20 protein-coding genes and 3 tRNA genes are annotated in these 22,125 nt (G+C 57.6%); 2 read left to right on the top strand and 21 right to left on the bottom strand.

Annotated elements, in window-relative coordinates; translation table 11 throughout:
• Window positions 1–410: 410 nt before the first annotated feature.
• From ampE to IAI51_RS00660, 3 genes are all read right to left on the bottom strand, one after another.
• A complete protein-coding gene (ampE, locus tag IAI51_RS00670; RefSeq protein ID WP_187676727.1) occupies window positions 411–1,250 on the bottom strand; it encodes a regulatory signaling modulator protein AmpE in 840 nt (279 codons plus the stop codon).
• Entirely contained in the window at window positions 1,247–1,807 is a 561-nt protein-coding gene (gene ampD, locus IAI51_RS00665) for a 1,6-anhydro-N-acetylmuramyl-L-alanine amidase AmpD (protein WP_187676726.1), read from the bottom strand. Before ampD ends, ampE begins: the two co-directional genes overlap by 4 nt.
• A gap of 64 nt (window positions 1,808–1,871) precedes the next feature.
• Window positions 1,872–4,055, bottom strand: coding sequence for a DUF1631 domain-containing protein (locus tag IAI51_RS00660; RefSeq protein ID WP_187676725.1), 2,184 nt, complete (start codon window positions 4,053–4,055; stop codon window positions 1,872–1,874).
• A gap of 279 nt (window positions 4,056–4,334) precedes the next feature.
• Between IAI51_RS00660 and nadC the strand changes: the two genes are divergently transcribed.
• Window positions 4,335–5,183, top strand: coding sequence for a carboxylating nicotinate-nucleotide diphosphorylase (nadC, locus tag IAI51_RS00655; protein ID WP_187676724.1), 849 nt, complete (start codon window positions 4,335–4,337; stop codon window positions 5,181–5,183).
• A 52-nt stretch (window positions 5,184–5,235) separates the two neighbouring features.
• Here nadC and IAI51_RS00650 read toward each other — a convergent pair whose 3' ends face one another.
• The 17 genes from IAI51_RS00650 to rlmE form a co-directional block, all read right to left on the bottom strand.
• Window positions 5,236–5,535 (bottom strand): DUF6388 family protein, encoded by a 300-nt coding sequence (locus IAI51_RS00650; RefSeq protein ID WP_187676723.1) that lies wholly within the window; start codon window positions 5,533–5,535, stop codon window positions 5,236–5,238.
• 229 nt (window positions 5,536–5,764) lie between these two features.
• Window positions 5,765–5,840, bottom strand: a tRNA-Thr gene (locus tag IAI51_RS00645).
• 131 nt (window positions 5,841–5,971) lie between these two features.
• Window positions 5,972–8,077 carry a polyribonucleotide nucleotidyltransferase gene (pnp, locus tag IAI51_RS00640; protein WP_187676722.1) on the bottom strand — a complete coding sequence of 702 codons (2,106 nt, stop codon included), beginning with the start codon at window positions 8,075–8,077 and terminating at the stop codon, window positions 5,972–5,974.
• A gap of 194 nt (window positions 8,078–8,271) precedes the next feature.
• Window positions 8,272–8,541: a 30S ribosomal protein S15 gene (gene rpsO, locus IAI51_RS00635; RefSeq protein ID WP_003177875.1), complete on the bottom strand. Its 270-nt coding sequence runs from the start codon at window positions 8,539–8,541 to the stop codon at window positions 8,272–8,274.
• Window positions 8,542–8,683: 142 nt separating this feature from the next.
• A complete protein-coding gene (truB, locus tag IAI51_RS00630) occupies window positions 8,684–9,601 on the bottom strand; it encodes a tRNA pseudouridine(55) synthase TruB (RefSeq protein WP_187676721.1) in 918 nt (305 codons plus the stop codon).
• A 4-nt stretch (window positions 9,602–9,605) separates the two neighbouring features.
• The gene (gene rbfA / locus IAI51_RS00625) at window positions 9,606–10,007 is read right to left on the bottom strand and encodes a 30S ribosome-binding factor RbfA (RefSeq protein ID WP_095191053.1); all 402 of its coding nucleotides are present in this window, start codon (window positions 10,005–10,007) and stop codon (window positions 9,606–9,608) included.
• 159 nt (window positions 10,008–10,166) lie between these two features.
• A complete protein-coding gene (gene infB, locus IAI51_RS00620) occupies window positions 10,167–12,695 on the bottom strand; it encodes a translation initiation factor IF-2 (protein WP_187676720.1) in 2,529 nt (842 codons plus the stop codon).
• A gap of 27 nt (window positions 12,696–12,722) precedes the next feature.
• Window positions 12,723–14,204 carry a transcription termination factor NusA gene (gene nusA / locus IAI51_RS00615; protein WP_187676719.1) on the bottom strand — a complete coding sequence of 494 codons (1,482 nt, stop codon included), beginning with the start codon at window positions 14,202–14,204 and terminating at the stop codon, window positions 12,723–12,725.
• Window positions 14,205–14,251: 47 nt separating this feature from the next.
• Entirely contained in the window at window positions 14,252–14,710 is a 459-nt protein-coding gene (rimP, locus tag IAI51_RS00610) for a ribosome maturation factor RimP (RefSeq protein WP_187676718.1), read from the bottom strand.
• A gap of 139 nt (window positions 14,711–14,849) precedes the next feature.
• Window positions 14,850–14,926, bottom strand: a tRNA-Met gene (locus tag IAI51_RS00605).
• Window positions 14,927–15,023: 97 nt separating this feature from the next.
• Window positions 15,024–15,109: transfer RNA gene (locus IAI51_RS00600), tRNA-Leu, on the bottom strand.
• A gap of 22 nt (window positions 15,110–15,131) precedes the next feature.
• Window positions 15,132–15,518 (bottom strand): preprotein translocase subunit SecG, encoded by a 387-nt coding sequence (gene secG / locus IAI51_RS00595; protein ID WP_027610782.1) that lies wholly within the window; start codon window positions 15,516–15,518, stop codon window positions 15,132–15,134.
• 4 nt (window positions 15,519–15,522) lie between these two features.
• Complete coding sequence (gene tpiA / locus IAI51_RS00590) at window positions 15,523–16,278, bottom strand: triose-phosphate isomerase (RefSeq protein WP_187676717.1); 756 nt, start codon at window positions 16,276–16,278, stop codon at window positions 15,523–15,525.
• A 65-nt stretch (window positions 16,279–16,343) separates the two neighbouring features.
• Complete coding sequence (glmM, locus tag IAI51_RS00585) at window positions 16,344–17,681, bottom strand: phosphoglucosamine mutase (protein WP_187676716.1); 1,338 nt, start codon at window positions 17,679–17,681, stop codon at window positions 16,344–16,346.
• Window positions 17,682–17,697: 16 nt separating this feature from the next.
• Complete coding sequence (gene folP / locus IAI51_RS00580) at window positions 17,698–18,549, bottom strand: dihydropteroate synthase (RefSeq protein WP_187676715.1); 852 nt, start codon at window positions 18,547–18,549, stop codon at window positions 17,698–17,700.
• 8 nt (window positions 18,550–18,557) lie between these two features.
• A complete protein-coding gene (ftsH, locus tag IAI51_RS00575; protein WP_187676878.1) occupies window positions 18,558–20,465 on the bottom strand; it encodes an ATP-dependent zinc metalloprotease FtsH in 1,908 nt (635 codons plus the stop codon).
• A 202-nt stretch (window positions 20,466–20,667) separates the two neighbouring features.
• Entirely contained in the window at window positions 20,668–21,297 is a 630-nt protein-coding gene (rlmE, locus tag IAI51_RS00570) for a 23S rRNA (uridine(2552)-2'-O)-methyltransferase RlmE (protein WP_187676714.1), read from the bottom strand.
• A 101-nt stretch (window positions 21,298–21,398) separates the two neighbouring features.
• Here rlmE and IAI51_RS00565 point away from each other — a divergent pair, with 101 nt between their 5' ends.
• Window positions 21,399–21,707: a YhbY family RNA-binding protein gene (locus IAI51_RS00565; protein WP_016771761.1), complete on the top strand. Its 309-nt coding sequence runs from the start codon at window positions 21,399–21,401 to the stop codon at window positions 21,705–21,707.
• Between the two features lie 9 nt (window positions 21,708–21,716).
• On the opposite strand, the gene IAI51_RS00560 is transcribed toward IAI51_RS00565, so the two are convergent.
• Window positions 21,717–22,121, bottom strand: a complete 405-nt coding sequence (locus IAI51_RS00560; RefSeq protein WP_187676713.1) for an MFS transporter — start codon at window positions 22,119–22,121, stop codon at window positions 21,717–21,719.
• Between the last annotated feature and the right edge of the window lie 4 nt (window positions 22,122–22,125).

The following is a 22,125-nucleotide window of genomic DNA, read 5'->3' as shown; positions in this document are numbered from 1 at the left end:
GTGACGTTGATCTGCACCAGGTTGTTGAGGGTTTCCAGATCCCGACGCAGGCTCAGGCTGCTGCCCAGCAGGTCGAGGCTTTGCAGCTCGACGCGGGTGCCCTGAAATTCGCGATAGGAATCGCGCACCAGATAGAAATTGGTCACCAGCATTGGCACCAGGAACAGCACGCTGATCAGGCTGAACTTCATGCCGAAGCTCAGACGGTTCATCAGCGAGACGGCGGGATAGAGCAAGCTCTTCACTGGAAGTCTCCCTTGGTTTTTCTTGTTTTTATTGGCAGGCGCGCAGAGACAGCAGATAGCCACCATCGGGCGCTATCTCTGTATAGCTCAAATCGGAGGGAGGTTTTGTAACTTAAGGTTAACGGTGGCGTGTGCCGAGGGAGTTTGCTCCCTCGGCACCATCAATCAGTGAATCAGCACCGTCCACAAGGCAAACCCGGCATACCACAGCACCGCCGCGCGCAGCAGCAATTCCCACAGGCAATCGAGGGTGTTGATGCCTTCAGGCCCAACGGCAGGAGCCGGGATCTCCCCCGCTGCCAATCCGACCTTGTTGATCAGTTGTGCAGCACTGATGTTCCAGTTCAGCAACTCATGCAGCATCACTCGGCTGACCGCGACGAAGTTGCCGACCAACGCAAAACTCGCCGCCAGCAAGCGCACAGGCACCCAGTCGAAGGCGTGGCGCAGTTGCGTGGCACGCTCGACCAGCGCCGGGTTCTGACCGTGCTCTTCGGCCAGCGCCAACAAGCGATAGGCCAGCGCCGCCACCGGGCCGAGCACGAAATACCAGAAGATCACCGCGAAGAAGCTCTGGTAGGCCTGCCACAACAGATGCCCCTGCACCCGGTCGAGCAATTGCTCGCCGCTGTCGGCGCAGATATCCAGATCACGCTTGGCCACATGCGCCGCCGCTTGCAGATCCTCGCGCCGCCAGGCATCGCGGAACGGCCCGAGCCCGCCGAGCAAGTCACCACGCCCCAGGCTGTAAATCACCACCAGCAAATGCACCGGCAGGGCCAGCAGGCCGTATGCCACGGGTTCCAGCACAACCAGCAACAGACCCAGCAACGCCAACGGCAGCAACACCAGAATCGTCAGCACCAGCCAGGGCTGTTTGGCCAGACGCTCGCTGCTTTCGAGTTTGTTCAGTTCGCGGATCCATCCGCCATCGCGTTGAACCCGATGGCGCAAGGCCGAGAATTTCTCGATCCAGACCGCCAGCAGTAACACCAGAAAACTCATTGTCCTTCCTCTTGTGCCAGGGCCGCGCGGTAACGCGCCCAGTCGAATGCCGGGCCAGGATCGGTCTTGCGCCCGGGTGCAATGTCGCTGTGTCCGCAAATACGTGCGCCGGTGATGGCCGGAAATGCGCTTTGCAACTGGCGGGTCAGCACGGTCAGCGCCTGATACTGCGCGTCGGTGAACGGCAGATCATCGGTGCCTTCAAGCTCGATGCCCACAGAAAAATCGTTACAGGTTTCGCGCCCCTCGAACATCGACACGCCCGCATGCCACGCCCGCTCAAGACAGGAGACAAACTGGGTGACCTTGCCGTCACGTTCGATCAGAAAATGCGCGGAGACCCGTAGGTCGGCAATCCCTGCAAAGTAAGGATGTTCGGTGACATCCAGACGATTCTGGAAAAATTCCTGCACCTTGCCGGTGGCGAACTGCGCGGGTGGCAGGCTGATGTTGTGGATCACCAACAGGGAAATTTCGCCCGCAGGGCGTTCATTGAAGTTGGGCGATGGGCAGGCCTGCACCCCGTGACACCACCCGCTAGCGGGATCCAACTGCATACCGATTCCTTCAACGCCGACTGTGTTGGCGCCCAGTATGCCGTGATCGGCCCCCGGCGCGCGATCACTTGGCGCGATTGAGTCGTCGCAGATTGCCGAGGACCGACTCCAGCGCGCGGTCGAACAGCAGGGTGTCATCGAGCGCGCGCACCGCACCGCGCTGGAATTCAAGGGCCAATCCGATGCGGCTGCGCTCCAGCACTTTCATCCCGGTGCGGTCGACAAAGACGTATTTGTCGGTGACGTCGATGATCGCCGCGAGTTTGCAGCGCAGGGTGTGTTCATCTTCTTCCTGAAACACTACCCAACTGCCCACACGCAGTTGATCGACCTGTTGCAGGCCTGCGTCGTCGCGGGACGAGCGCGCCGATGCCAGCGCCATCACGCCTTCATCTGCGGTTTGCAACCGGATCTGCTGCGACACCTCGATCAGCGCCGGCGCCGCTTCATCGGCCACAGTTGAAGGTTCAAGCACCCGTACGTGAAGCGCTTCCAGCTCGCTGAAGAATTCGCTGGTGGCAAACGGATCGAATGCCGATCTGCTCAAACCATCACGCAGCGATTTCAGCAACCCCGGTACCAGCGCCAACAAACGCATGCCGGACTCGGTATCGTCATGACGCTGCACACTCCAGATCAGTTGTTCCAGAGTCTGCACATCAGCCTGCCACTCGGCAGACTGCTCGCCATGCTTGAGGCCGGTCAGCAGCAGCACTTTGCTCCAGGCGTTCTGGACGAATGTCACCACCGACGGTGGCAGGACTTTGCCCAACAGTGCCTGATTCAAAGCTTGCTCGACCCGTCGACGGGCCAACTCGGTTTTCGCCCGACCTTCTTCGGCATCCCGCAGACGCTGTTCGAGCAACTCGCTGCGACGGCGTTCATCACTGGTGAAGGCGAGGAAGTCGGCGAGCAATTCGGAAAAAATCGCCGGATCATCGACAAAGTCTGTGAGCAAGCGCTGCACCACCTGCTCGATTCGCAGGTACAAGCTGTCACGCGTCTCACCGTCGCAATCACCCCAACCCATCGCCGCTTCGGCAATTTCATTGAGCAAGCGACGCGCCGGATGGCTGCTGCGACTGAAGAAACTCTTGTCGAGCACCGCCACCTTGAGCATCGGAATCTGCAAACGGGCGATCAGAGCCTTGAGCGAGTCCGGGACATTGCGATCGTCAAGAATGTAGTCGAACACCATGGCAATCAGGTTGATCACGTCTTCATCAGCGCCGCCGACGATCCGCGATTTGCCACTTTTGACGCTGACCCGCGTAAGCAGTTGTTCAAGTTGGTTACGCAGATCGAAGTCGTCCTGTGAAGCCAGCGCCGGCACATATTGCTGCAAGTGCGAGAGCAGGCGCAGCAGGTCGCGGGTGGAGATGGGTTGAGCCGCAGCGCTCGGCTCCAGAATCGGCGCAACGCTGCCGCGCACGTGCAACAGCAACTCCTGCAACGCGGCAAAGACTTCCTGCACACCTTCGTCTGCTGGCGGCGGATCGTTACTTTCTTCGCTGTTCACGTCGGCCACTGCGCGATCGATAGCGCGGCGCGCGGGCACCGGTTTCAATTCGGGCAACACGCCAGTGGCGCTGAGCAACTGATTGGCTTCGGCATACAGCTGTTCGGTGTCCGCCAATACATAGCGTTCGAACAGTTTGAGCAGGATCAGCTTGACCTTGATCTCCACGCCCAGATTGCGCCCGGCCTGAAGGAAATATTCGCAGAGCAGCGCCGGACCGAGCGGGTTGTGCTGGTCGTCGAGGGGATTGCCGAGCAATGCACTGAGACGCGCGGTCAGTTGATCGAGCGCGAAGCCATCACGCTTGAGCACGCGGCCGACCATGGTCTCTACGGCCACATTGCGCTCCATGTCATCGGTGCGCGGCGCGGATTCTTCGTATAGCAAAGTGCGCGGAAGCGCGTTGTGCGCAGAATCGTTTTGAGTGAGGCCGACAAAAGCCTCGAAGAACTGCTCAAGAAAGCCGCGCTCGATGTTTTTGCGCTTGAGGCGCAGGTCGCGCATGGCTTCGAAGAAAATGTTCTGTTCGACGTCGTTGCGCGCCCGGTCGGCCATTTCGAACAGGGTGTCGTCGGCATTGTCGAACAGCTCCTGCAGACCGTGGCGCAATTGCTGAGCAGCCTTGTCGCGAACCTGAAGCAGAATCACAGGCAGGCGGGCGAGCGGCGAATGATTCGCCTGATCGGTAGCGGCCTTGTGCAAAGGCACTACTTTCCCGTCTTTGTGCATCCAAGCCTCCTGAAACGGTGATTCTTTCGTTGATCAGCAACATCGATGGCAACGTCAAAGCTATGACGTCAAACGCAAGGCGAATTATCTTGCAAAAGTTATCCCCGGCGCCATAGGCGTCAGGGTTTCCCCTATGCCCCGGACACCTTCCACTGACCACGTGCGAACACTGTTTGCTCAAAGAAAATCGACCAGATGCAGTCAAGCAGGCGAGTTATCGCCTTGGGTTGGCTCGTGCCATGCCCCTATAATCGAATCACTTTGTTTGTGGAGCCCGTTATGCCGAATCTACGTCTCGCCGATTTGACCGCCGAAATCGAAGCCAACGTGCGCCGTGCGTTGCTCGAAGACATCGGCAGCGGCGACATCACCGCGCAACTGATCCCGGCCGAACGCCTGGCCAAAGCCACCATCATCACGCGCGACGACGCCGTCATCTGCGGCACTGCTTGGGTAGATACGGTGTTTCGCCAGCTCGATCCACGTGTGGCGGTGCATTGGCAAGTGGTCGATGGCGAGCGGGTCAAACCCAATCAGCCACTGTTTCACCTGGAAGGCCCGGCCCGTTCGCTGTTGACCGGTGAACGCAGCGCCCTGAACTTCCTGCAATTACTCTCGGGCGTGGCAACCCGCGCGCAGTATCTGGCGGACTTCGTCGCCGAAACCCAGGTCAAGCTGCTCGACACCCGCAAGACCCTGCCAGGCCTGCGTCTGGCGCAGAAATACGCCGTGACCTGCGGTGGCTGCCACAACCATCGCATCGGCCTGTACGACGCCTTTCTGATCAAGGAAAACCACATCGCTGCCAGCGGTGGCATTGCGCAAGCCATTGAAGCCGCGCACAGGATTGCCCCGGGCAAACCGGTGGAAATCGAAGTGGAAAGCCTGGATGAGCTGAAAGAAGCTCTGGCGGCCGGCGCCGACATCATCATGCTCGACGAACTGAGCCTGGACGACATGCGCGAAGCGGTGAGCCTGAACGGCGGCAAGGCCAAACTGGAAGCCAGCGGCGGGATCAACGAAAGCACACTGTTGCCGATCGCCGAAACCGGAGTGGATTACATCTCGATTGGTGCGATGACCAAGGATGTGAAGGCGGTGGATCTGTCGATGCGTCTGAGCCTCTGAAGACTGCACGCCATAAAAAACGCCAGCCTGGTTGAGGCTGGCGTTTTTTTTTTCAAACCACCAGATTGTTCATCTCGCAGTACTCTTCCCACTCGACGCCCAGTACGTCGGCAGCCTCTTTGTGCAATACGAGACGCTGAGCCTCGAACTCTTCAGGCGTGCTGGTGTACTTGAGCGTCAGTTCCCACGGCTGCAAACCCTGAGCCTCGGCTTCATCTTCGAATGCCCACTGGATCTGGTCTTTCTGATCATCGGCACTCAAGTCCTTGATCTCGTCCATCAACTGGGGCGCGTCGAGTTTGTATTTCTCCAGCGCTTGTTTGTGGCGTTGCTCTTGAGTTGATTCGGTCATGGCGTTCTCGCTGATCTTAGGAATGGAAGATGGATCTGGATCATCAAGGATCTCTCTGACGCGGTTAGCCCGGCCTTCGGAACCATTCGGGATCATCTGAAAACTGCTAAGCGATGCTCATGCAGGCACCGAATATAGGATGTTTGCATGACGAATTACACGGCTCTTTACATCTCTTGCACAAAAAGCTGACCTGCGGAACATGAATCGGAGGGTGAAATTGCGGAGGTGGTGCCCGAGACAGGAATCGAACCTGCGACCTTCGCGTTACGAGTGCGCTGCTCTACCGGCTGAGCTACACGGGCGGTGGGCTAAACCTAGCACCGGTCCTGGACTCCGGCAACTTGACTGGGGCACTGTTGCTTTACAGCAGACAAAAAAATGCCCCACCGTTTTCACGGCGGGGCATTTTTATTGCGCTAAAGCGTTCGGGTGATTAAACGCCCGAAGCCTTGGCCGCTGCCACGTCTTTGATGGACAGCTTGATACGGCCGCGGTTGTCCACGTCCAGTACCAGCACTTCCACTTCCTGGCCTTCTTTCAGGATGTCGGTCACTTTCTCAACACGAGCGTCGCTCAGCATCGAGATGTGAACCAGACCGTCCTTGCCCGGCAGGATGTTGACGAATGCGCCGAAGTCGACGATGCGCTCAACCTTGCCGACGTAGATCTTGCCGATCTCGGCTTCAGCAGTGATACCCAGAACGCGCTGACGAGCTGCTTCAGCCGCTTCCTTGGTTTCGCCGAAGATCTTGATCGAACCGTCGTCTTCGATATCGATCGAAGCCTTGGTTTCTTCGCAGATCGCACGGATGGTCGCGCCACCTTTACCGATAACGTCACGGATCTTGTCGGTGTCGATCTTCATCGCGATCATGGTCGGAGCGTTGGCCGACAGTTCGGTACGCGACTGGCCGATGATCTGGTTCATCTGACCGAGGATGTTCAGGCGCGCTTCCAGGGCTTGGCCCAGAGCGATTTCCATGATCTCTTCGGTGATGCCCTTGATCTTGATGTCCATCTGCAGCGCGGTCACACCTTTGGCGGTACCGGCTACTTTGAAGTCCATGTCGCCCAAGTGGTCTTCGTCGCCGAGGATGTCGGTCAGGACTGCGAACTTGTCGCCTTCCTTAACCAGACCCATCGCGATACCGGCAACCGGTGCCTTCATCGGTACGCCAGCGTCCATCAGAGCCAGGGAAGCGCCGCAGACGGAAGCCATCGAGCTCGAACCGTTGGATTCGGTGATTTCCGAAACCACGCGGATGGTGTACGGGAACACGTCAGCGGCAGGCAGCATGGCCGAAACCGAACGACGGGCCAGACGGCCGTGACCGATTTCACGACGACCAGCACCACCCATGCGACCACACTCGCCTACCGAGAACGGAGGGAAGTTGTAGTGCAGCATGAACGGGTCTTTTTTCTCGCCTTCCAGGGTATCCAGCAGCTGTGCGTCACGGGCGGTGCCGAGGGTCGCAACTACCAGAGCCTGGGTTTCACCACGGGTGAACAGGGCCGAACCGTGGGTCTTCGGCAGAACGCCAACTTCAATGTTCAGCGGACGTACGGTGCGGGTGTCGCGGCCGTCGATACGTGGCTTGCCGTTTACGATGTTTTCGCGAACGGTGCGGTATTCGATTTCGCCGAATGCAGCTTTGACTTCGCTGGACGAAGGCTGGCCTTCTTCACCGGACAGCTTGGCAACCACCTGATCCTTCAGCTCACCCAGGCGAGCGTAACGGTCGGCCTTGATGGTGATGGTGTAAGCCTGGGAGATCGCTTCGCCGAACTCGGAACGGATTGCGTTCAGCAGTTCGGTAGCTTCTGGCGCAGGAGCCCAGGTCCAGGTTGGCTTGGCAGCTTCAGCAGCCAGTTCTTTAACGGCGTTGATCACAACCTGGAACTCGTCGTGAGCAAACAGTACCGCGCCCAGCATCTGGTCTTCGGTCAGCTCTTTGGCTTCCGATTCAACCATCAGCACAGCGTCGGAAGTACCGGCAACGACCATGTCCAGGCTCGAAGCAGCTTGCTGCTCGTAAGTCGGGTTCAGCAGGTAGCCGGTGCTTTCGTGGAACGCTACGCGAGCGGCGCCGATCGGGCCGTCGAACGGGATACCCGAGATAGCCAGGGCAGCCGAGGTACCGATCATCGCAGCGATGTCCGGATCGGTCTTCTTGCTGGTGGAAACGACAGTGCAGACAACCTGCACTTCGTTCATGAAGCCTTCTGGGAACAGCGGACGGATCGGACGGTCGATCAGTCGGGAAGTCAGGGTTTCTTTCTCGGAAGGACGGCCTTCACGCTTGAAGAAACCGCCAGGGATCTTACCGGCAGCGTAAGTCTTTTCCTGGTAGTGAACGGACAGAGGGAAGAAGCCCTTGCCCGGATCGGCTTGCTTGGCACCAACAACAGTCACCAATACGCTGACGTCGTCGTCAACGGTGACCAATACTGCGCCGGAGGCCTGACGGGCGATACGGCCAGTCTCGAGGGTAACGGTCGACTGACCGAACTGGAATTTTTTGATTACCGGGTTCACGGTGTCCTACCTTCTTTGTGGCTCTTGGGGGAACTGGTTTCTTGCGAAATTCTTGGGCAATGTCGGGAGTCGGCCCAACGCCTGTCCAGGGTAAAACGTGTATCCAGATAAAACTTGAGGCTGGGAGCCTGCAAGGCGCCAGCGGTAAACCGCTGACGCCTTGCAGACAACCAACCTCATAGCGCAATCGCTGATTAGCGACGCAGACCCAGGCGACCGATCAGAGTCTGGTAACGACCCAGATCCTTGCCTTTCAGGTAGTCCAGCAGCTTACGGCGCTGGTTTACCATGCGGATCAGACCACGACGGGAGTGGTGATCTTTACCGTTGGCCTTGAAGTGACCTTGCAGTTTGTTGATGTTGTGGGTCAGCAGTGCAACTTGCACTTCTGGCGAACCAGTGTCACCAACAGCTTGCTGGTAGTCAGCAACGATTTGAGCTTTTTCTTGAACGTCGAGAGCCATGAGGCAATCCTTTTATCAGGAAACTGTTTCAGGGAAACAGCTTCAACAGGCCAGGGACAAATCCCTGTATCTATAAATGAGTCGTGACCGTGCCTGTTAACAGCCACACTCGCCGACCTGCTGTTACACAGGCCGGTTCCGGTCATTCTGACCGAATCAAGCGACGCGGCGCGATACGCCCGTCTTCGCTCACTTCACCGATACCGATGAAGCGACCATTGTGATCCTGTACCCGCACCATGCCGAACTTCGGAGCATCCGGGGCACGTACCGGCTGGCCGTTGAGCCAGTAGAACGCGCTCGCTTCCGAGAAGTGCAACAGCGGCCAATCCTGCAGGCCGCTGTCCGATGGCATCAGGAAGCGGTCGACCGCTTCGTTGCCGCCTTCGGCATGTACCGCTTCGAGCTCTTCGAGGGTCACGGTCTGCGCCAGGGTGAAAGGCCCGGCCTGGGTACGGCGCAATTCTGCGACGTACGCACCACAACCGAGTTGCTCACCGATATCCTCCACGAGGGTGCGAATATAGGTGCCCTTGCTGCAATCCACCGCAAGTCGCGCAGTATCGCCTTCGAAGGCCAGTAATTCCAAGCGCGCAATAGTAACAGAACGCGGTTCACGCTCCACTACTTCGCCTGCACGGGCCAGCTTGTACAGCGGCTGGCCATCACGCTTGAGCGCGGAGTACATCGGCGGTATCTGACTGATTTGGCCGCGAAATTTCGGCAAGACAGCCTCGACATCGGCGCGACCAACGGTCACCGGGCGTTCCTGCAAAACCTCACCTTCGGCATCCGCCGTGGTGGTGGTCTTGCCCAGTTGCGCCAGGGTTTCATAAGCCTTGTCGGAATCGAGCAGGTATTGCGAAAACTTGGTCGCTTCGCCGAAGCACAACGGCAACACACCGCTGGCCAGTGGATCGAGACTGCCGGTGTGCCCGGCCTTCTCGGCGTTGAGCAGCCAGCGAACCTTCTGCAACGCGGCGTTGGAGGTGAACCCCAGCGGCTTGTCGAGCAGAATGATACCGCTGACGTTACGACGGATACGTTTGACCTGAGCCACCGAATTACTCCTTGGTGTCTTCAGGTTCAGCAACTGCCGGGTGCTGATTGTCTTCAGCAACGGCACGCTCGATCAGGGCCGACAGGTGCGCACCCCGCACGACGGATTCGTCGTAGTGGAAGTGCAATTGCGGCACGCTGCGCAGCTTCATTTCGCGGGCCAGTTGCATACGCAGGAAACCCGCAGCGGCATTCAGGACCTTGATGCTTTGCGCGATATCTTCAGCATTGTCCTGCCCCATTACGGTGATGAAAATCTTTGCGTGACCGACGTCACGGCTGACTTCCACAGCGGTAATGGTGACCAGGCCGACGCGCGGATCTTTGACTTCACGACGGATCAGTTGGGCCAGCTCACGCTGCATCTGATCGCCGATACGTTGGGTACGGCTGTATTCTTTTGCCATGACTTGTTACCTGTTACTGCCCCACGGTGAAACCCGCAAGGTCTGAAAGCGGCAAACGCCCGGCCTGACAAAAGCCAGACCGGGCGTTGCGTTTAGAGTCCTGACGCCGTGGCGCGCATCTGCATGCGGCGGCTCGACGTGGCCCTTGAAGTGCGCGAGTTAGAGGCTGCGAGCAACCTGAACCTTCTCGAAGACTTCGATCTTGTCACCGACTTTGACGTCGTTGTAGCTCTTCACGCCGATACCGCATTCCATGCCGGCACGTACTTCGGAAGCGTCATCCTTGAAGCGGCGCAGGGATTCCAGCTCGCCTTCGAAGATAACGATGTCTTCACGCAGTACACGGATCGGACGGTTACGGTGCACAACACCTTCGATCACCATGCAGCCTGCGATCGCGCCAAACTTCGGCGAACGGAACACGTCACGCACTTCGGCGATACCCAGGATGTTCTCGCGAACATCGCTGCCGAGCATACCGGTCAGGGCTTTCTTGACGTCTTCGATGATGTCGTAGATCACGTTGTAGTAACGCATATCCAGACCTTCCTGCTCGACGATCTTGCGAGCGCCAGCATCGGCACGCACGTTGAAGCCAAACAGTACAGCGTTGGAAGCCAGTGCCAGGTTAGCGTCGGATTCGGTGATACCACCGACACCGCCGCCGACTACGCGCACTTGCACTTCGTCGTTGCCCAGGCCATTCAGAGCGCCCTGCAAAGCTTCCAGCGAACCACGGACGTCGGATTTGAGGACGATGTTGAGCGTCTTCTTCTCTGCCTGACCCATGTTTTCGAAGATGTTTTCCAGCTTGCCGGCGTGAGCGCGAGCCAGTTTGACTTCGCGGAACTTGCCTTGACGGAACAGAGCCACTTCACGGGCTTTCTTCTCGTCTGCAACTACGCTCATCTCGTCGCCAGCGTCCGGGGTACCGTCCAGGCCGAGGATCTCGACAGGGATGGAAGGACCGGCTTCCTTGATTGGCTTGCCGTTCTCGTCGAGCATGGCGCGAACGCGGCCATAGTTCGAACCGACCAGAACCATGTCGCCTTGGCGCAGGGTACCGTCTTGAACCAGAACGGTTGCAACCGGGCCACGACCTTTGTCGAGACGCGATTCAACCACAACACCACGGCCAGGAGCCGATGGGGTCGCTTTCAGTTCGAGAACTTCGGCTTGCAGCAGAACAGCTTCGAGCAGTTCGTCCACACCAGTACCGACTTTCGCCGAAACCGGTACGAACGGCGTATCACCGCCCCACTCTTCCGACGTCACGCCGTGAACCGACAGTTCACTACGGATGCGATCAAGATCAGCGCCCGGCTTGTCGATCTTGTTCACTGCAACCACCAGTGGAACGCCAGCCGCTACTGCGTGCTGAACAGCTTCAATGGTCTGCGGCATTACGCCGTCATCGGCTGCAACGACCAGAATCACGATGTCGGTCGCCTTGGCGCCACGGGCACGCATTGCGGTAAACGCGGCGTGACCCGGGGTGTCGAGGAAAGTGACCATGCCGCGTTCGGTTTCAACGTGGTACGCACCGATGTGCTGGGTGATACCGCCGGCTTCGCCAGCAGCAACCTTGGCACGACGGATGTAGTCGAGCAGCGAGGTCTTACCGTGGTCAACGTGGCCCATTACGGTCACGACTGGTGCACGGGAGAACGACTCACCTTCAAACTTCAGGGACTCGGCCAGGGAATCTTCCAGAGCGGTGTCGCTGACCAGGGTCACTTTGTGGCCCAGCTCTTCGGCTACCAGCTGAGCAGTTTCCTGATCAAGCACCTGGTTGATGGTCGCTGGAGTACCCAGTTTGAACATGAACTTGATGATTTCAGCAGCCTTGACCGACATCTGATTGGCGAGATCGCCAACGGTGATGGTCTCGCCGATCTGCACATCACGCACGACAGGGCCGGTTGGACTCTGGAAACCGTGAGCGTTGCGCTTCTTCAGCTTGGCCTTGCCGCGACCACCACGACGGAAGCCATCGCTTTCTTCGTCGGTAGTACGTGGCGCGACACGTGGTGCTGGCGCTTTCTCTTTGACCGATGCGCGATGCGGAGCGTTTTTACGCTCGCCATCACCACCGCCACTGCGACGATTGTTGTCATCGGCACGTGGTTTGTCCGGACGGCGCTGCTCGTTCTGCTTGTTACGAACGTCAGCAGACGGTGCTGGAGCAGCGGCTACCGGTGCGCTTTCGCGTACTGGCTCAGCAACTGCGGCCGGCGCCGAAGCGGCGTCGTTAGTAGCGGCTTGCGCAGCAGCAGGCTGGCGGCGCGCTTCTTCTTCGGCGCGCTGCTTGGCTTCTTCTTCAGCCTTCTGGCGCGTAGCATTTTCTACTGCGCGACGCTCATCCAGTTCACGCTTGCGCTCGGCTTCGATTTCTTCCGGGCTACGCTGTACGAAAACTTTCTTTTTGCGAACTTCAACGCTGATGCTCTTGCTACCAGCCACACGCAGGGTGCTGGTGGTTTTACGCTGCAGCGTGATCTTGCGTGGTTCTTCCACTTTCGCCTTGTGGCTGCTCTTCAAGTGAGTCAGCAGGGATTGCTTCTCACTGTCAGTCACATTTTCTTCGGCGGCGGTGTGCGGCAGACCTGCCTCACGCATCTGCTGCAACAGGCGCTCTACCGGTGTTTTGACCTCATCGGCCAGTTGTTTCACCGTGACTTGCGTCATGCACTTCTCTCCTCAGGCCGCGCCTAATTACTCGAACCAATGGGCTCGGGCGGCCATGATCAACTTGCCGGCACGATCATCGTCAATGCCGTCGATGTCGAGCAGATCGTCAATAGACTGCTCGGCCAGGTCTTCGCGGGTAATTACGCCGCGCACCGCCAGTTCCATCGCCAAATCCTTGTCCATACCCTCAAGCGAGAGCAGGTCTTCGGCCGGATGGGCGTCTGCCAGCTTTTCCTCAGTAGCGATGGCTTTGGTCAACAAACGATCCTTGGCACGAGCGCGAAGCTCGTTGACGGTGTCTTCGTCAAAGCCGTCGATGTTGAGCATTTCTTCCAACGGTACGTAGGCAATCTCTTCCAGGCTGGTGAAGCCTTCATCTACCAGCACCTGTGCCAGATCTTCGTCGACTTCCAGCTCGTCGATGAAGTTGCGCAGGATGTCGCCGGTTTCTGCTTGCTGCTTAGCCTGGATGTCCGATTCGGTCATCACGTTCAGGGTCCAGCCAGTCAACTGGCTTGCCAGACGCACGTTCTGACCACCACGACCGATGGCCTGAGCCAGATTGTCTGCGCCAACGGCGATGTCCATGGCGTGGGCATCTTCGTCAACGATAATTGCCGCAACCTCGGCCGGGGACATGGCGTTGATTACGAACTGAGCCGGGTTGTCGTCCCACAGGACGATATCAACACGCTCACCGCCCAACTCACCCGACACTGCCTGGACGCGCGAACCGCGCATACCGATGCAAGCGCCCTGCGGGTCAATGCGTTTGTCCTTCGAGCGAACGGCGATCTTGGCGCGCGAACCCGGATCACGGGACGCAGCCATTACTTCGATCAGGCCTTCGGCAATTTCCGGCACTTCGATGCGGAACAGCTCGATCAGCATTTCCGGCGCGGTACGCGACAGGATCAGCTGCGGGCCGCGGTTCTCGGTGCGGATTTCCTTGAGCAGCGCACGCAGACGCACGCCGACACGGAAGGTTTCGCGAGAGATGATGTCTTCACGGGCCAGCAACGCTTCAGCGTTATTGCCCAGATCGACGATCACGTTGTCGCGGGTGACTTTCTTCACGGTGCCGGAGATGATTTCTCCCAGGCGCTCGCGATAGGCGTCAACCACTTGAGCGCGCTCGGCTTCACGCACTTTCTGCACGATGACTTGCTTGGCAGTCTGCGCAGCAATGCGGCCGAACTCGATAGAATCGATTTTTTCTTCAACGACGTCGCCAACCTTGGCACCAGGATGCGTTTCGGCAACCTTGGTTGGCCAGGTTTCGATAGCCGGATCGTCGAGATCATTCTCTTCGACGACCGTCCAGCGACGGAAAGTTTCGTAAGAACCGGTGTGGCGGTTAATTTCCACACGCAGGTCAACTTCGTCTTCAAAACGCTTTTTGGTAGCAGTGGCCAGGGCCAGCTCCAGCGCTTCAAAAATTACGCTTGCCGGTACGCCCTTTTCATTGGATACCGACTCAACAACCAGCAGTACTTCTTTGCTCATCGTACGCCTCGCCTTTCGCAAGCCATTGGATCCGCGGGATCCGCGTCTCAGTCAAAACTGGGAATAATGTTGGCCTTGTCGATCATATCGATCGGCAACAGGAACTCATGGTCATCTACCCGCACCACGACGTCCTGCTCTTCTACACCGCGCAGAAGGCCCTGAAAGTTGCGTCGACCTTCAAAAGGCGAGCGCAGCTTGATCTTCACTTGTTCACCGGCAAATTTTGCAAACTGCTCAATAGTGAACAGTGGGCGCTCCATGCCAGGCGAGGAAACTTCGAGGGTGTATTCAACAGCGATCGGATCTTCAACATCCAGAACACCGCTGATCTGACGGCTGACAATGGCGCAATCGTCCACCAGCACGCCACCCTCTTTATCGATATAAACGCGCAACATCGAGTGACGACCCTGAGCCGAAAACTCGATACCCCAGCATTCATAGCCTAGGGCCACGACCACCGGGGCCAGCAAGGCCTGCAACTCTTCTAGCTTGCTCGACACCTGAACCCCCTAGTGCATGATATGTGCATGCTATGCAAAATAAAAAAATGGGCATAACGCCCATCCTTGAAACGCCGTCGAACAGCGGCGTTGAAAGTGTCCAGCTAACAAAAAGCCCCTTAAAAGGGGCTCCTAAAACTGGTTGCGGGGGCCGGATTTGAACCGACGACCTTCGGGTTATGAGCCCGACGAGCTACCAGACTGCTCCACCCCGCGACAAAGCTGGGGCGGAAGTATACGACCGATCCCTTATAGGGTCAATGTAACCTTCCACCTGCAAGAAAGCCCGCAACAGCGGGCTCTCCTGACTAATTGGTACCGAGAAGGGGACTCGAACCCCTACACCCTATGGGCACAACCACCTCAAGGTTGCGTGTCTACCAATTCCACCACCTCGGCAAAACTACTTTTGAAACCCTTCTTACTTCTGCTCTTGAGCTGGAGGTACGTCAGTCGCTGGAGTAGCCGACTTTTGCTCTTGAAGCACCGGTACATCATCAGAAGCCGGTTGTTGTTGCTTAGGTACTTCCAAAACCGCTGGATCTGGCAATCCTGCTTGAGTCAGCTGATGAGCCTTCTCTTTAGCAAAGTAACCTAACCCCAGGCTGGTTATGAAGAAACCGGCGGCAAGTATAGCAGTAAACTTACTAAGAAAGGTAGAGGAACCTTGGCTTCCGAACACAGTATTTGAAGCACCTGCTCCGAAAGACGCACCAGCATCCGCACCTTTACCCTGCTGCAGCAAAACCAGAGCAACTACGCCCAATGCACCCAGCAGATGAAAAACGACTACGACTGTTTCCAGCATTTTTTCAGTTTCCCGCGGCGCGACAGATCGCACCGAACTCATCTGCATTCAGGGAAGCCCCACCAATGAGCCCCCCATCGATATCCGGCATGCCGAACAGTTCGACCGCATTGGCCGCCTTCACGCTGCCGCCGTATAGAAGCCGCACACCTCGTGCGACTTCAGAATTCTCTGCCGCCAACTGCTCACGAATGGCTTTATGCACATCCTGAGCCTGTTGCGGCGTTGCAGTCAGCCCGGTACCAATGGCCCAGACAGGCTCGTAAGCAATGACTGCCTTGGCAAAGGCACCTACACCCAGCTCCTCGATGATGCTGCCCAGCTGACGCCCGACAACCTCAAGAGTTTTACCAGCTTCGCGCTGCTCGAGGGTCTCCCCTACGCACAACACCGGGATTAAGCCACATGCCTGTGCCGCTGCGAACTTGCGATTCAGCATTGCGTCTCGCTCGCCCATTATCTGACGGCGCTCGGAATGCCCGACAAGTACCAGGGAACAACCTGCATCCACCAACTGACTCGGCGCAATCTCACCAGTCAACGCACCTTGCATGGATTCCACCGCAGAGTTCTGCGCGCCGACCGAAATCGACTTGCCTTTCAAGCCATCAACCACTTGATTGATATACAAGCAAGGCGGGAATACCGCGACATCAACACCGCTAGGCAAGGCCAGATGACGAAGGCCGTTGATCAGCTCAGCGACGCTGGCGCGGGTACCGTGCATCTTCCAGTTACCAGCTACCATAGGGCGACGCATGCTGTACCTCGTCGGTCAAAGTGGGCGCAGATGTTACCCAACACAATCATGGCTTGCAAGCCGAATCAGGCAGAAACTTCAGTTACCAGTTTTGCCAGTTCTTCGGCGTAACTGCGAACCTGAGTTTCATCCTCGCCTTCGACCATTACGCGCACCAGAGGCTCTGTGCCGGACTTGCGCAAAAGCACACGGCCGCGCCCCGCCATTGCCTGGGTTACACGCGCACTGGCTTCCTTGACAGCCGGATGCTCCAGCGGGCTTTCGCCACCACCAAAACGCACATTGATCAGCACCTGAGGGCACTTGCGCAGTGCTTGCCGGGCTTGCGCCAGACCTTGATTACGCGTCTTGAGCGACATCAGCACCTGCAGTGCGGCGATGATCGCGTCGCCAGTCGTGGTGTGATTGAAGCAAACGATATGCCCCGAGTTCTCACCACCGACCAGCCAATTTCGCTCCAGCAACTCGGCTATCACATAGCGGTCGCCGACATTGGCACGAATAAATGGAATCGAAAGTTCAGCGAGGGCCAATTCCAGACCGAGGTTACTCATCAGAGTACCGACCACGCCACCCTGCAATTTGCCACGCTCATGCAGATCACGCGCAATGATGAACAACAAGTCATCACCATCAACGATTGTGCCAGTGTGATCGACCATCAGAACCCGATCGCCATCGCCATCAAAAGCGATGCCCAGATCAGCGTGCTCAGCCAGGACGGCCGCCTGCAACTGCCCCATATGGGTTGAGCCACAGTTGTCGTTGATGTTCAGACCATTGGGCTGGGCCGACAACACGACAACTTCCGCGCCAAGCTCACGAAAAACGCTTGGGGCAACTTTATAAGTAGCACCGTGGGCGCAGTCGATGACAATCTTGAGACCGGAAAAGCTGGTCCCTGTCGGCACGCTACTCTTGCAGAATTCAATGTAACGACCGGACGCATCATTGATTCGCGAAACCTTGCCGATCTTGCTCGATTCAACCACGGTCATTGGCGTATCGAGCAACTCCTCAATCATCAGCTCCAGCTCATCCGGCAGCTTGGTGCCTTTACCAGAGAAGAACTTGATGCCGTTATCATCGTGCGGATTGTGCGAAGCGCTGATTACAATGCCGGCCTCAGCCTGGAAAGTGCGCGACAGGTAAGCAATCGCCGGCGTCGGCATCGGACCGAGCAGCATCACATCAGCACCTGCCGATGTCAGGCCAGCCTCTAGAGCCGATTCGAACATGTAGCCGGAGATTCGCGTGTCCTTGCCGACCAGCACCTTGCACGCGCCCATCTTGCGGAACGCCATGCCAGCAGCCCAACCGAGTTTAAGCATGAAGTCAGGAGTAATCGGGTATACCCCGACTCGGCCACGAATGCCGTCAGTACCAAAGTATTTCTTGCTCATAAGTGCTCCATCATTCTTATTCGGCTGATTCGACGGCCGCGATCATTCTCACCACGTCCACCGTCTCCGCTACATCATGGACGCGCAATATACGCGCGCCTTTGACAGATGCCAGTGCCGCGAGTGCTAGACCACCATGCAGACGCTCACCTACCGGGCGATTAAGCGCCTGGCCGATCATGCTCTTGCGTGAAACACCGACCAGCAATGGCCGGCCCAGCGCATGCAGGGCTTCCATATGTTTGAACAAGCTTAGATTGTGCTGCAGGGTTTTGGCGAAGCCAAAGCCCGGGTCGAGAACGATCCGGTCTGCAGGGATACCCGCCAGCGCACATTGAGCCATGCGCTCAGCGAGAAAATCACCCACTTCCCGCGTGACATCCTGATACTGCGGATTGTTCTGCATATCACCCGGCTCACCGAGCATATGCATGAGGCAGACCGGCAAGCCCGTTGCCGCCGCCGCATCCAGTGCGCCATCGCGCCGGAGCGACCGCACATCGTTGATCAAACCCGCGCCCAGCCGCGCAGTTTCGCGCATCACGGCGGGGGTCGACGTGTCTACCGAGATAATTACATCGAGTTCGCGATTGATCAGCTCAACGATTGGCGCCACGCGTTCTAGCTCTTCCAGCGGCGAAACCGCTCGCGCGCCAGGACGAGTGGACTCACCACCCACGTCGATCAGCGTCGCACCAGCCGCAACCATAGACTCCGCATGGCGCAAGGCCGCGTCGAGTTGGCTGTAGCGGCCGCCATCGGAGAACGAATCGGGAGTGACATTGAGAATACCCATGACATGCGTCCGGGCCAAATCAAGAACCCGGTTGCCGCAAGGCAACCGGGTCAGGGACTGTACAGAAGTCATTAAAAACCTTAAACGTCAGCAGCCGGACCGCCAATCGGTGTTTCCGGACGCTCATCCTGAACAACCGGAGGCGGCGGTGCACCAGTGCCTCCCGACCAGTCGCGAGGCTCGCGAGGCGGACGGCCAGCCATGATGTCGTCGATCTGCTCGGCATCAATCGTTTCGTACTTCATCAGCGCATCTGCCATGGCATCAAGCTTGTCACGGTTGTCCGTGAGGATCTGCTTGGCAGTGCCGTAGCACTGATCAATGATGCTGCGCACTTCGGAGTCGATCAGTTTGGCTGTCTCACCGGAGAAGCTTGCAGCCTGACCACCACCGCCGCGACCAAGGAATACTTCACCCTCTTCTTCGGCATACATCAGCGGACCGAGTTTTTCCGACAAACCCCACTTGGTCACCATGTTCCGCGCAATCTGGCTGGCACGCATGATGTCGTTGGAAGCACCGGTGGTCACACCATCGAAGCCGAGGGTCATTTCCTCAGCAATACGGCCGCCATACAGGGAGCAGATCTGGCTGATCAACGCACGCTTGGACAGGCTGTAGCGATCTTCTTCCGGAAGGAACATGGTCACACCCAACGCACGGCCGCGCGGAATGATCGAAACCTTGTAGACCGGATCATGCTCAGGCACTACACGACCAACAATGGCGTGGCCAGCTTCGTGGTAAGCAGTGTTCTGCTTCTCTTTCTCGGACATGACCATCGATTTGCGCTCGGCGCCCATCATGATCTTGTCTTTGGCCAGCTCGAACTCTTTCATCTCGACGATGCGCTTGCCGGCGCGAGCCGCAAACAGCGAGGCTTCGTTGACAAGGTTGGCAAGGTCGGCACCGGAGAAGCCCGGAGTACCGCGAGCGATAACGGCCGGAGCAACGTCGTCGCCCATTGGCACTTTACGCATGTGAACCTTGAGGATCTGTTCGCGACCACGGATATCCGGCAGACCGACCACGACCTGACGGTCGAAACGGCCCGGACGCAGCAATGCCGGGTCGAGTACGTCAGGACGGTTGGTCGCAGCGATTACGATGATGCCGTCATTCATTTCGAAGCCGTCCATCTCAACCAGCAACTGGTTGAGAGTCTGCTCACGCTCGTCGTGCCCACCACCCATACCGGCGCCACGATGACGACCGACAGCGTCGATTTCGTCGATGAAGATGATGCAAGGCGCGTGCTTCTTGGCCTGTTCGAACATGTCGCGAACGCGGCTCGCGCCGACACCCACGAACATTTCAACAAAGTCGGAACCGGAGATGGTGAAGAAAGGCACCTTGGCTTCACCGGCAATTGCCTTGGCCAGCAGGGTTTTACCGGTACCCGGAGGGCCCACCATCAGCACACCGCGAGGAATGCGACCGCCCAGACGCTGGAACTTGCCCGGATCACGGAGGAACTCAACCAGCTCACCAACTTCTTCCTTGGCTTCGTCGCAACCGGCAACGTCAGCCAAAGTGGTTTTCACCTGATCTTCGGACAGCAGACGCGCCTTGCTCTTGCCAAAGCTCATCGGCCCGCCCTTGCCACCGGCGCCGCCCTGCATCTGGCGCATAAAGAACATGAACACCGCGATGATCACCAGGATCGGGAAGCTGGCCACGAGGAGCTGGGTCCAGATACTTTGCTGCTCAGGCTGCTTGCCTTCAACTACAACATGGTTGTCGACCAGGTCGCCGATCAGGCCATTGTCCTGAATCGCCGGACGAATGGTCTTGAAGCTATCGCCATCGTTGCGCTTGCCGGTAATCACATAGCCATCAACCGCTACGCGCTCGACCTTGCCATCCTTGACCTGCTGGATGAAGTCGGAATAGTTGAGGGTCTGCGGCTCGTTAGGGCTGGAGAAGTTGTTCATCACCGTCACCAGGACAGCCGCGATGATCAACCACAGGATCAGATTCTTTGCCATATCGTTCAATTAACTACCCTCTGAAGCAAGCTCCGCTACTGGCGCGCGCTTCGCATGATATTCACCGGCCTAACTTACTACATTACCTACAACTCTGGCAGGCGCCGTCTGTAACCCTTTGTGAAACACTTTCTACACAATATTCGCTTATACACGCAGGGCAAAATACGAAAAACCTATCACCCCGCACAAAAACCTCGTTTTATTCACTGCGACCGCGGTAGCCCCAAGCCAACATGTATTGCTCGCGGGAACTGCCACGGGAAGAGTCAGGCTTGATCATCTGGATCTTGTCGAATTTCCGACGAGCATCCTTCAGGTAAACATCAAACCCTTCGCCCTGAAAAATCTTGATCACGAAATTTCCACCCGGCTTGAGTATTCGTTCCGCCAGATCAAGCGCCAGCTCGCAAAGAAACATGGCTTTTGGCATGTCCACCTCAGGCGTACCACTCATATTGGGGGCCATATCGGAAATCACAAGGTCCACCTGCGAATTACCCACAGCTTCAAGGATCCGCGCGAGCACTGTGTCTTCGGTGAAGTCACCCTGGATAAAAGTCACGTCCGGAATGCTGTCCATTTCCAGGATGTCCGAAGCGATCAGACGCCCCTGACCACCGATCAGCCGACTGGTAACCTGCGACCAGCCACCGGGCGCAGCCCCAAGGTCGACAACGCTCATGCCAGGGCGGATCAGCTTGTATTTCTCCTGGACTTCCAGAAGCTTGTAACTCGCACGCGAGCGGTAACCATCCTTCTGCGCCTGCTTCACGTAAGGATCATTGACATGTCTTTTCAGCCAACCAAGGCTTGTCTTGGAACGCGCCATTGGGCACCTCGATGATAAGGGTCGTGATTAATTGGGCGGATCCACGAACCCTCGGGTAAAATGGCCGCCATTTTACAGAATCCAGACGAAAGGGTCAGATTATGCCGCTCACTCCAGAGCAGAAGAAACAGTACAAATCCATTGGCCATCACCTGAAACCGGTTTTGACTGTGGCTGACAACGGTTTGACTGAAGGTGTGCTAGCCGAACTTGAACGCGCCTTGGCGGATCACGAGCTGATCAAAATCAAGCTCAACATCCTCGATCGTGAGTCACGCCTCGCGCACATTGCAGAGCTGTGCAAGGTCGGTAAGGCGGATCTGGTGCAGGTCATCGGCAAGATGGCACTGGTTTACCGCAAGAACTTCAGCGCCAACAAGCAGCTGTCGAACGTTCATCGCTTCAAGTGATGAAAAGGGTCAAGGGTGTGCTTCGCGCACCCTGCCACTCCATCCCGGCACCGGCTGCATCACCAGCACCAGCCCGGAAAACCCCAGAACCAGATAACTGAACACCTGCCAGCGCTGCGCATCCGGCCAGCCGACTCGTACTGCGATAAACATCGCGCACGCATACAACGCCATCAACAGCACCTGCCCGCGAAAATCCCGCCATAGACTGCCAAGACCCTCGGCCTGTACCAGCACCAAAGCCTGAAAAATAACGCATGCGGCGGAAAAACCCACCACCAGCACTTCAAATGCACTGGCGACTTCATCGATCAGCAGCGGCGCCAGGCCAATCCTGCCCAACACCGGCTGCAAACCGAAATGAACCAACCAGAGACCACCGACCCACAACATCTGGGTCAGCTGCCAAAGCATGGCG

This window comes from Pseudomonas sp. N40(2020) (assembly GCF_014472415.1).
In the GTDB taxonomy this organism is placed as follows: domain Bacteria; phylum Pseudomonadota; class Gammaproteobacteria; order Pseudomonadales; family Pseudomonadaceae; genus Aquipseudomonas.
Note: the sequence above shows the minus strand (reverse complement) of the source record. Positions and strands in the feature narration are given on the sequence as shown.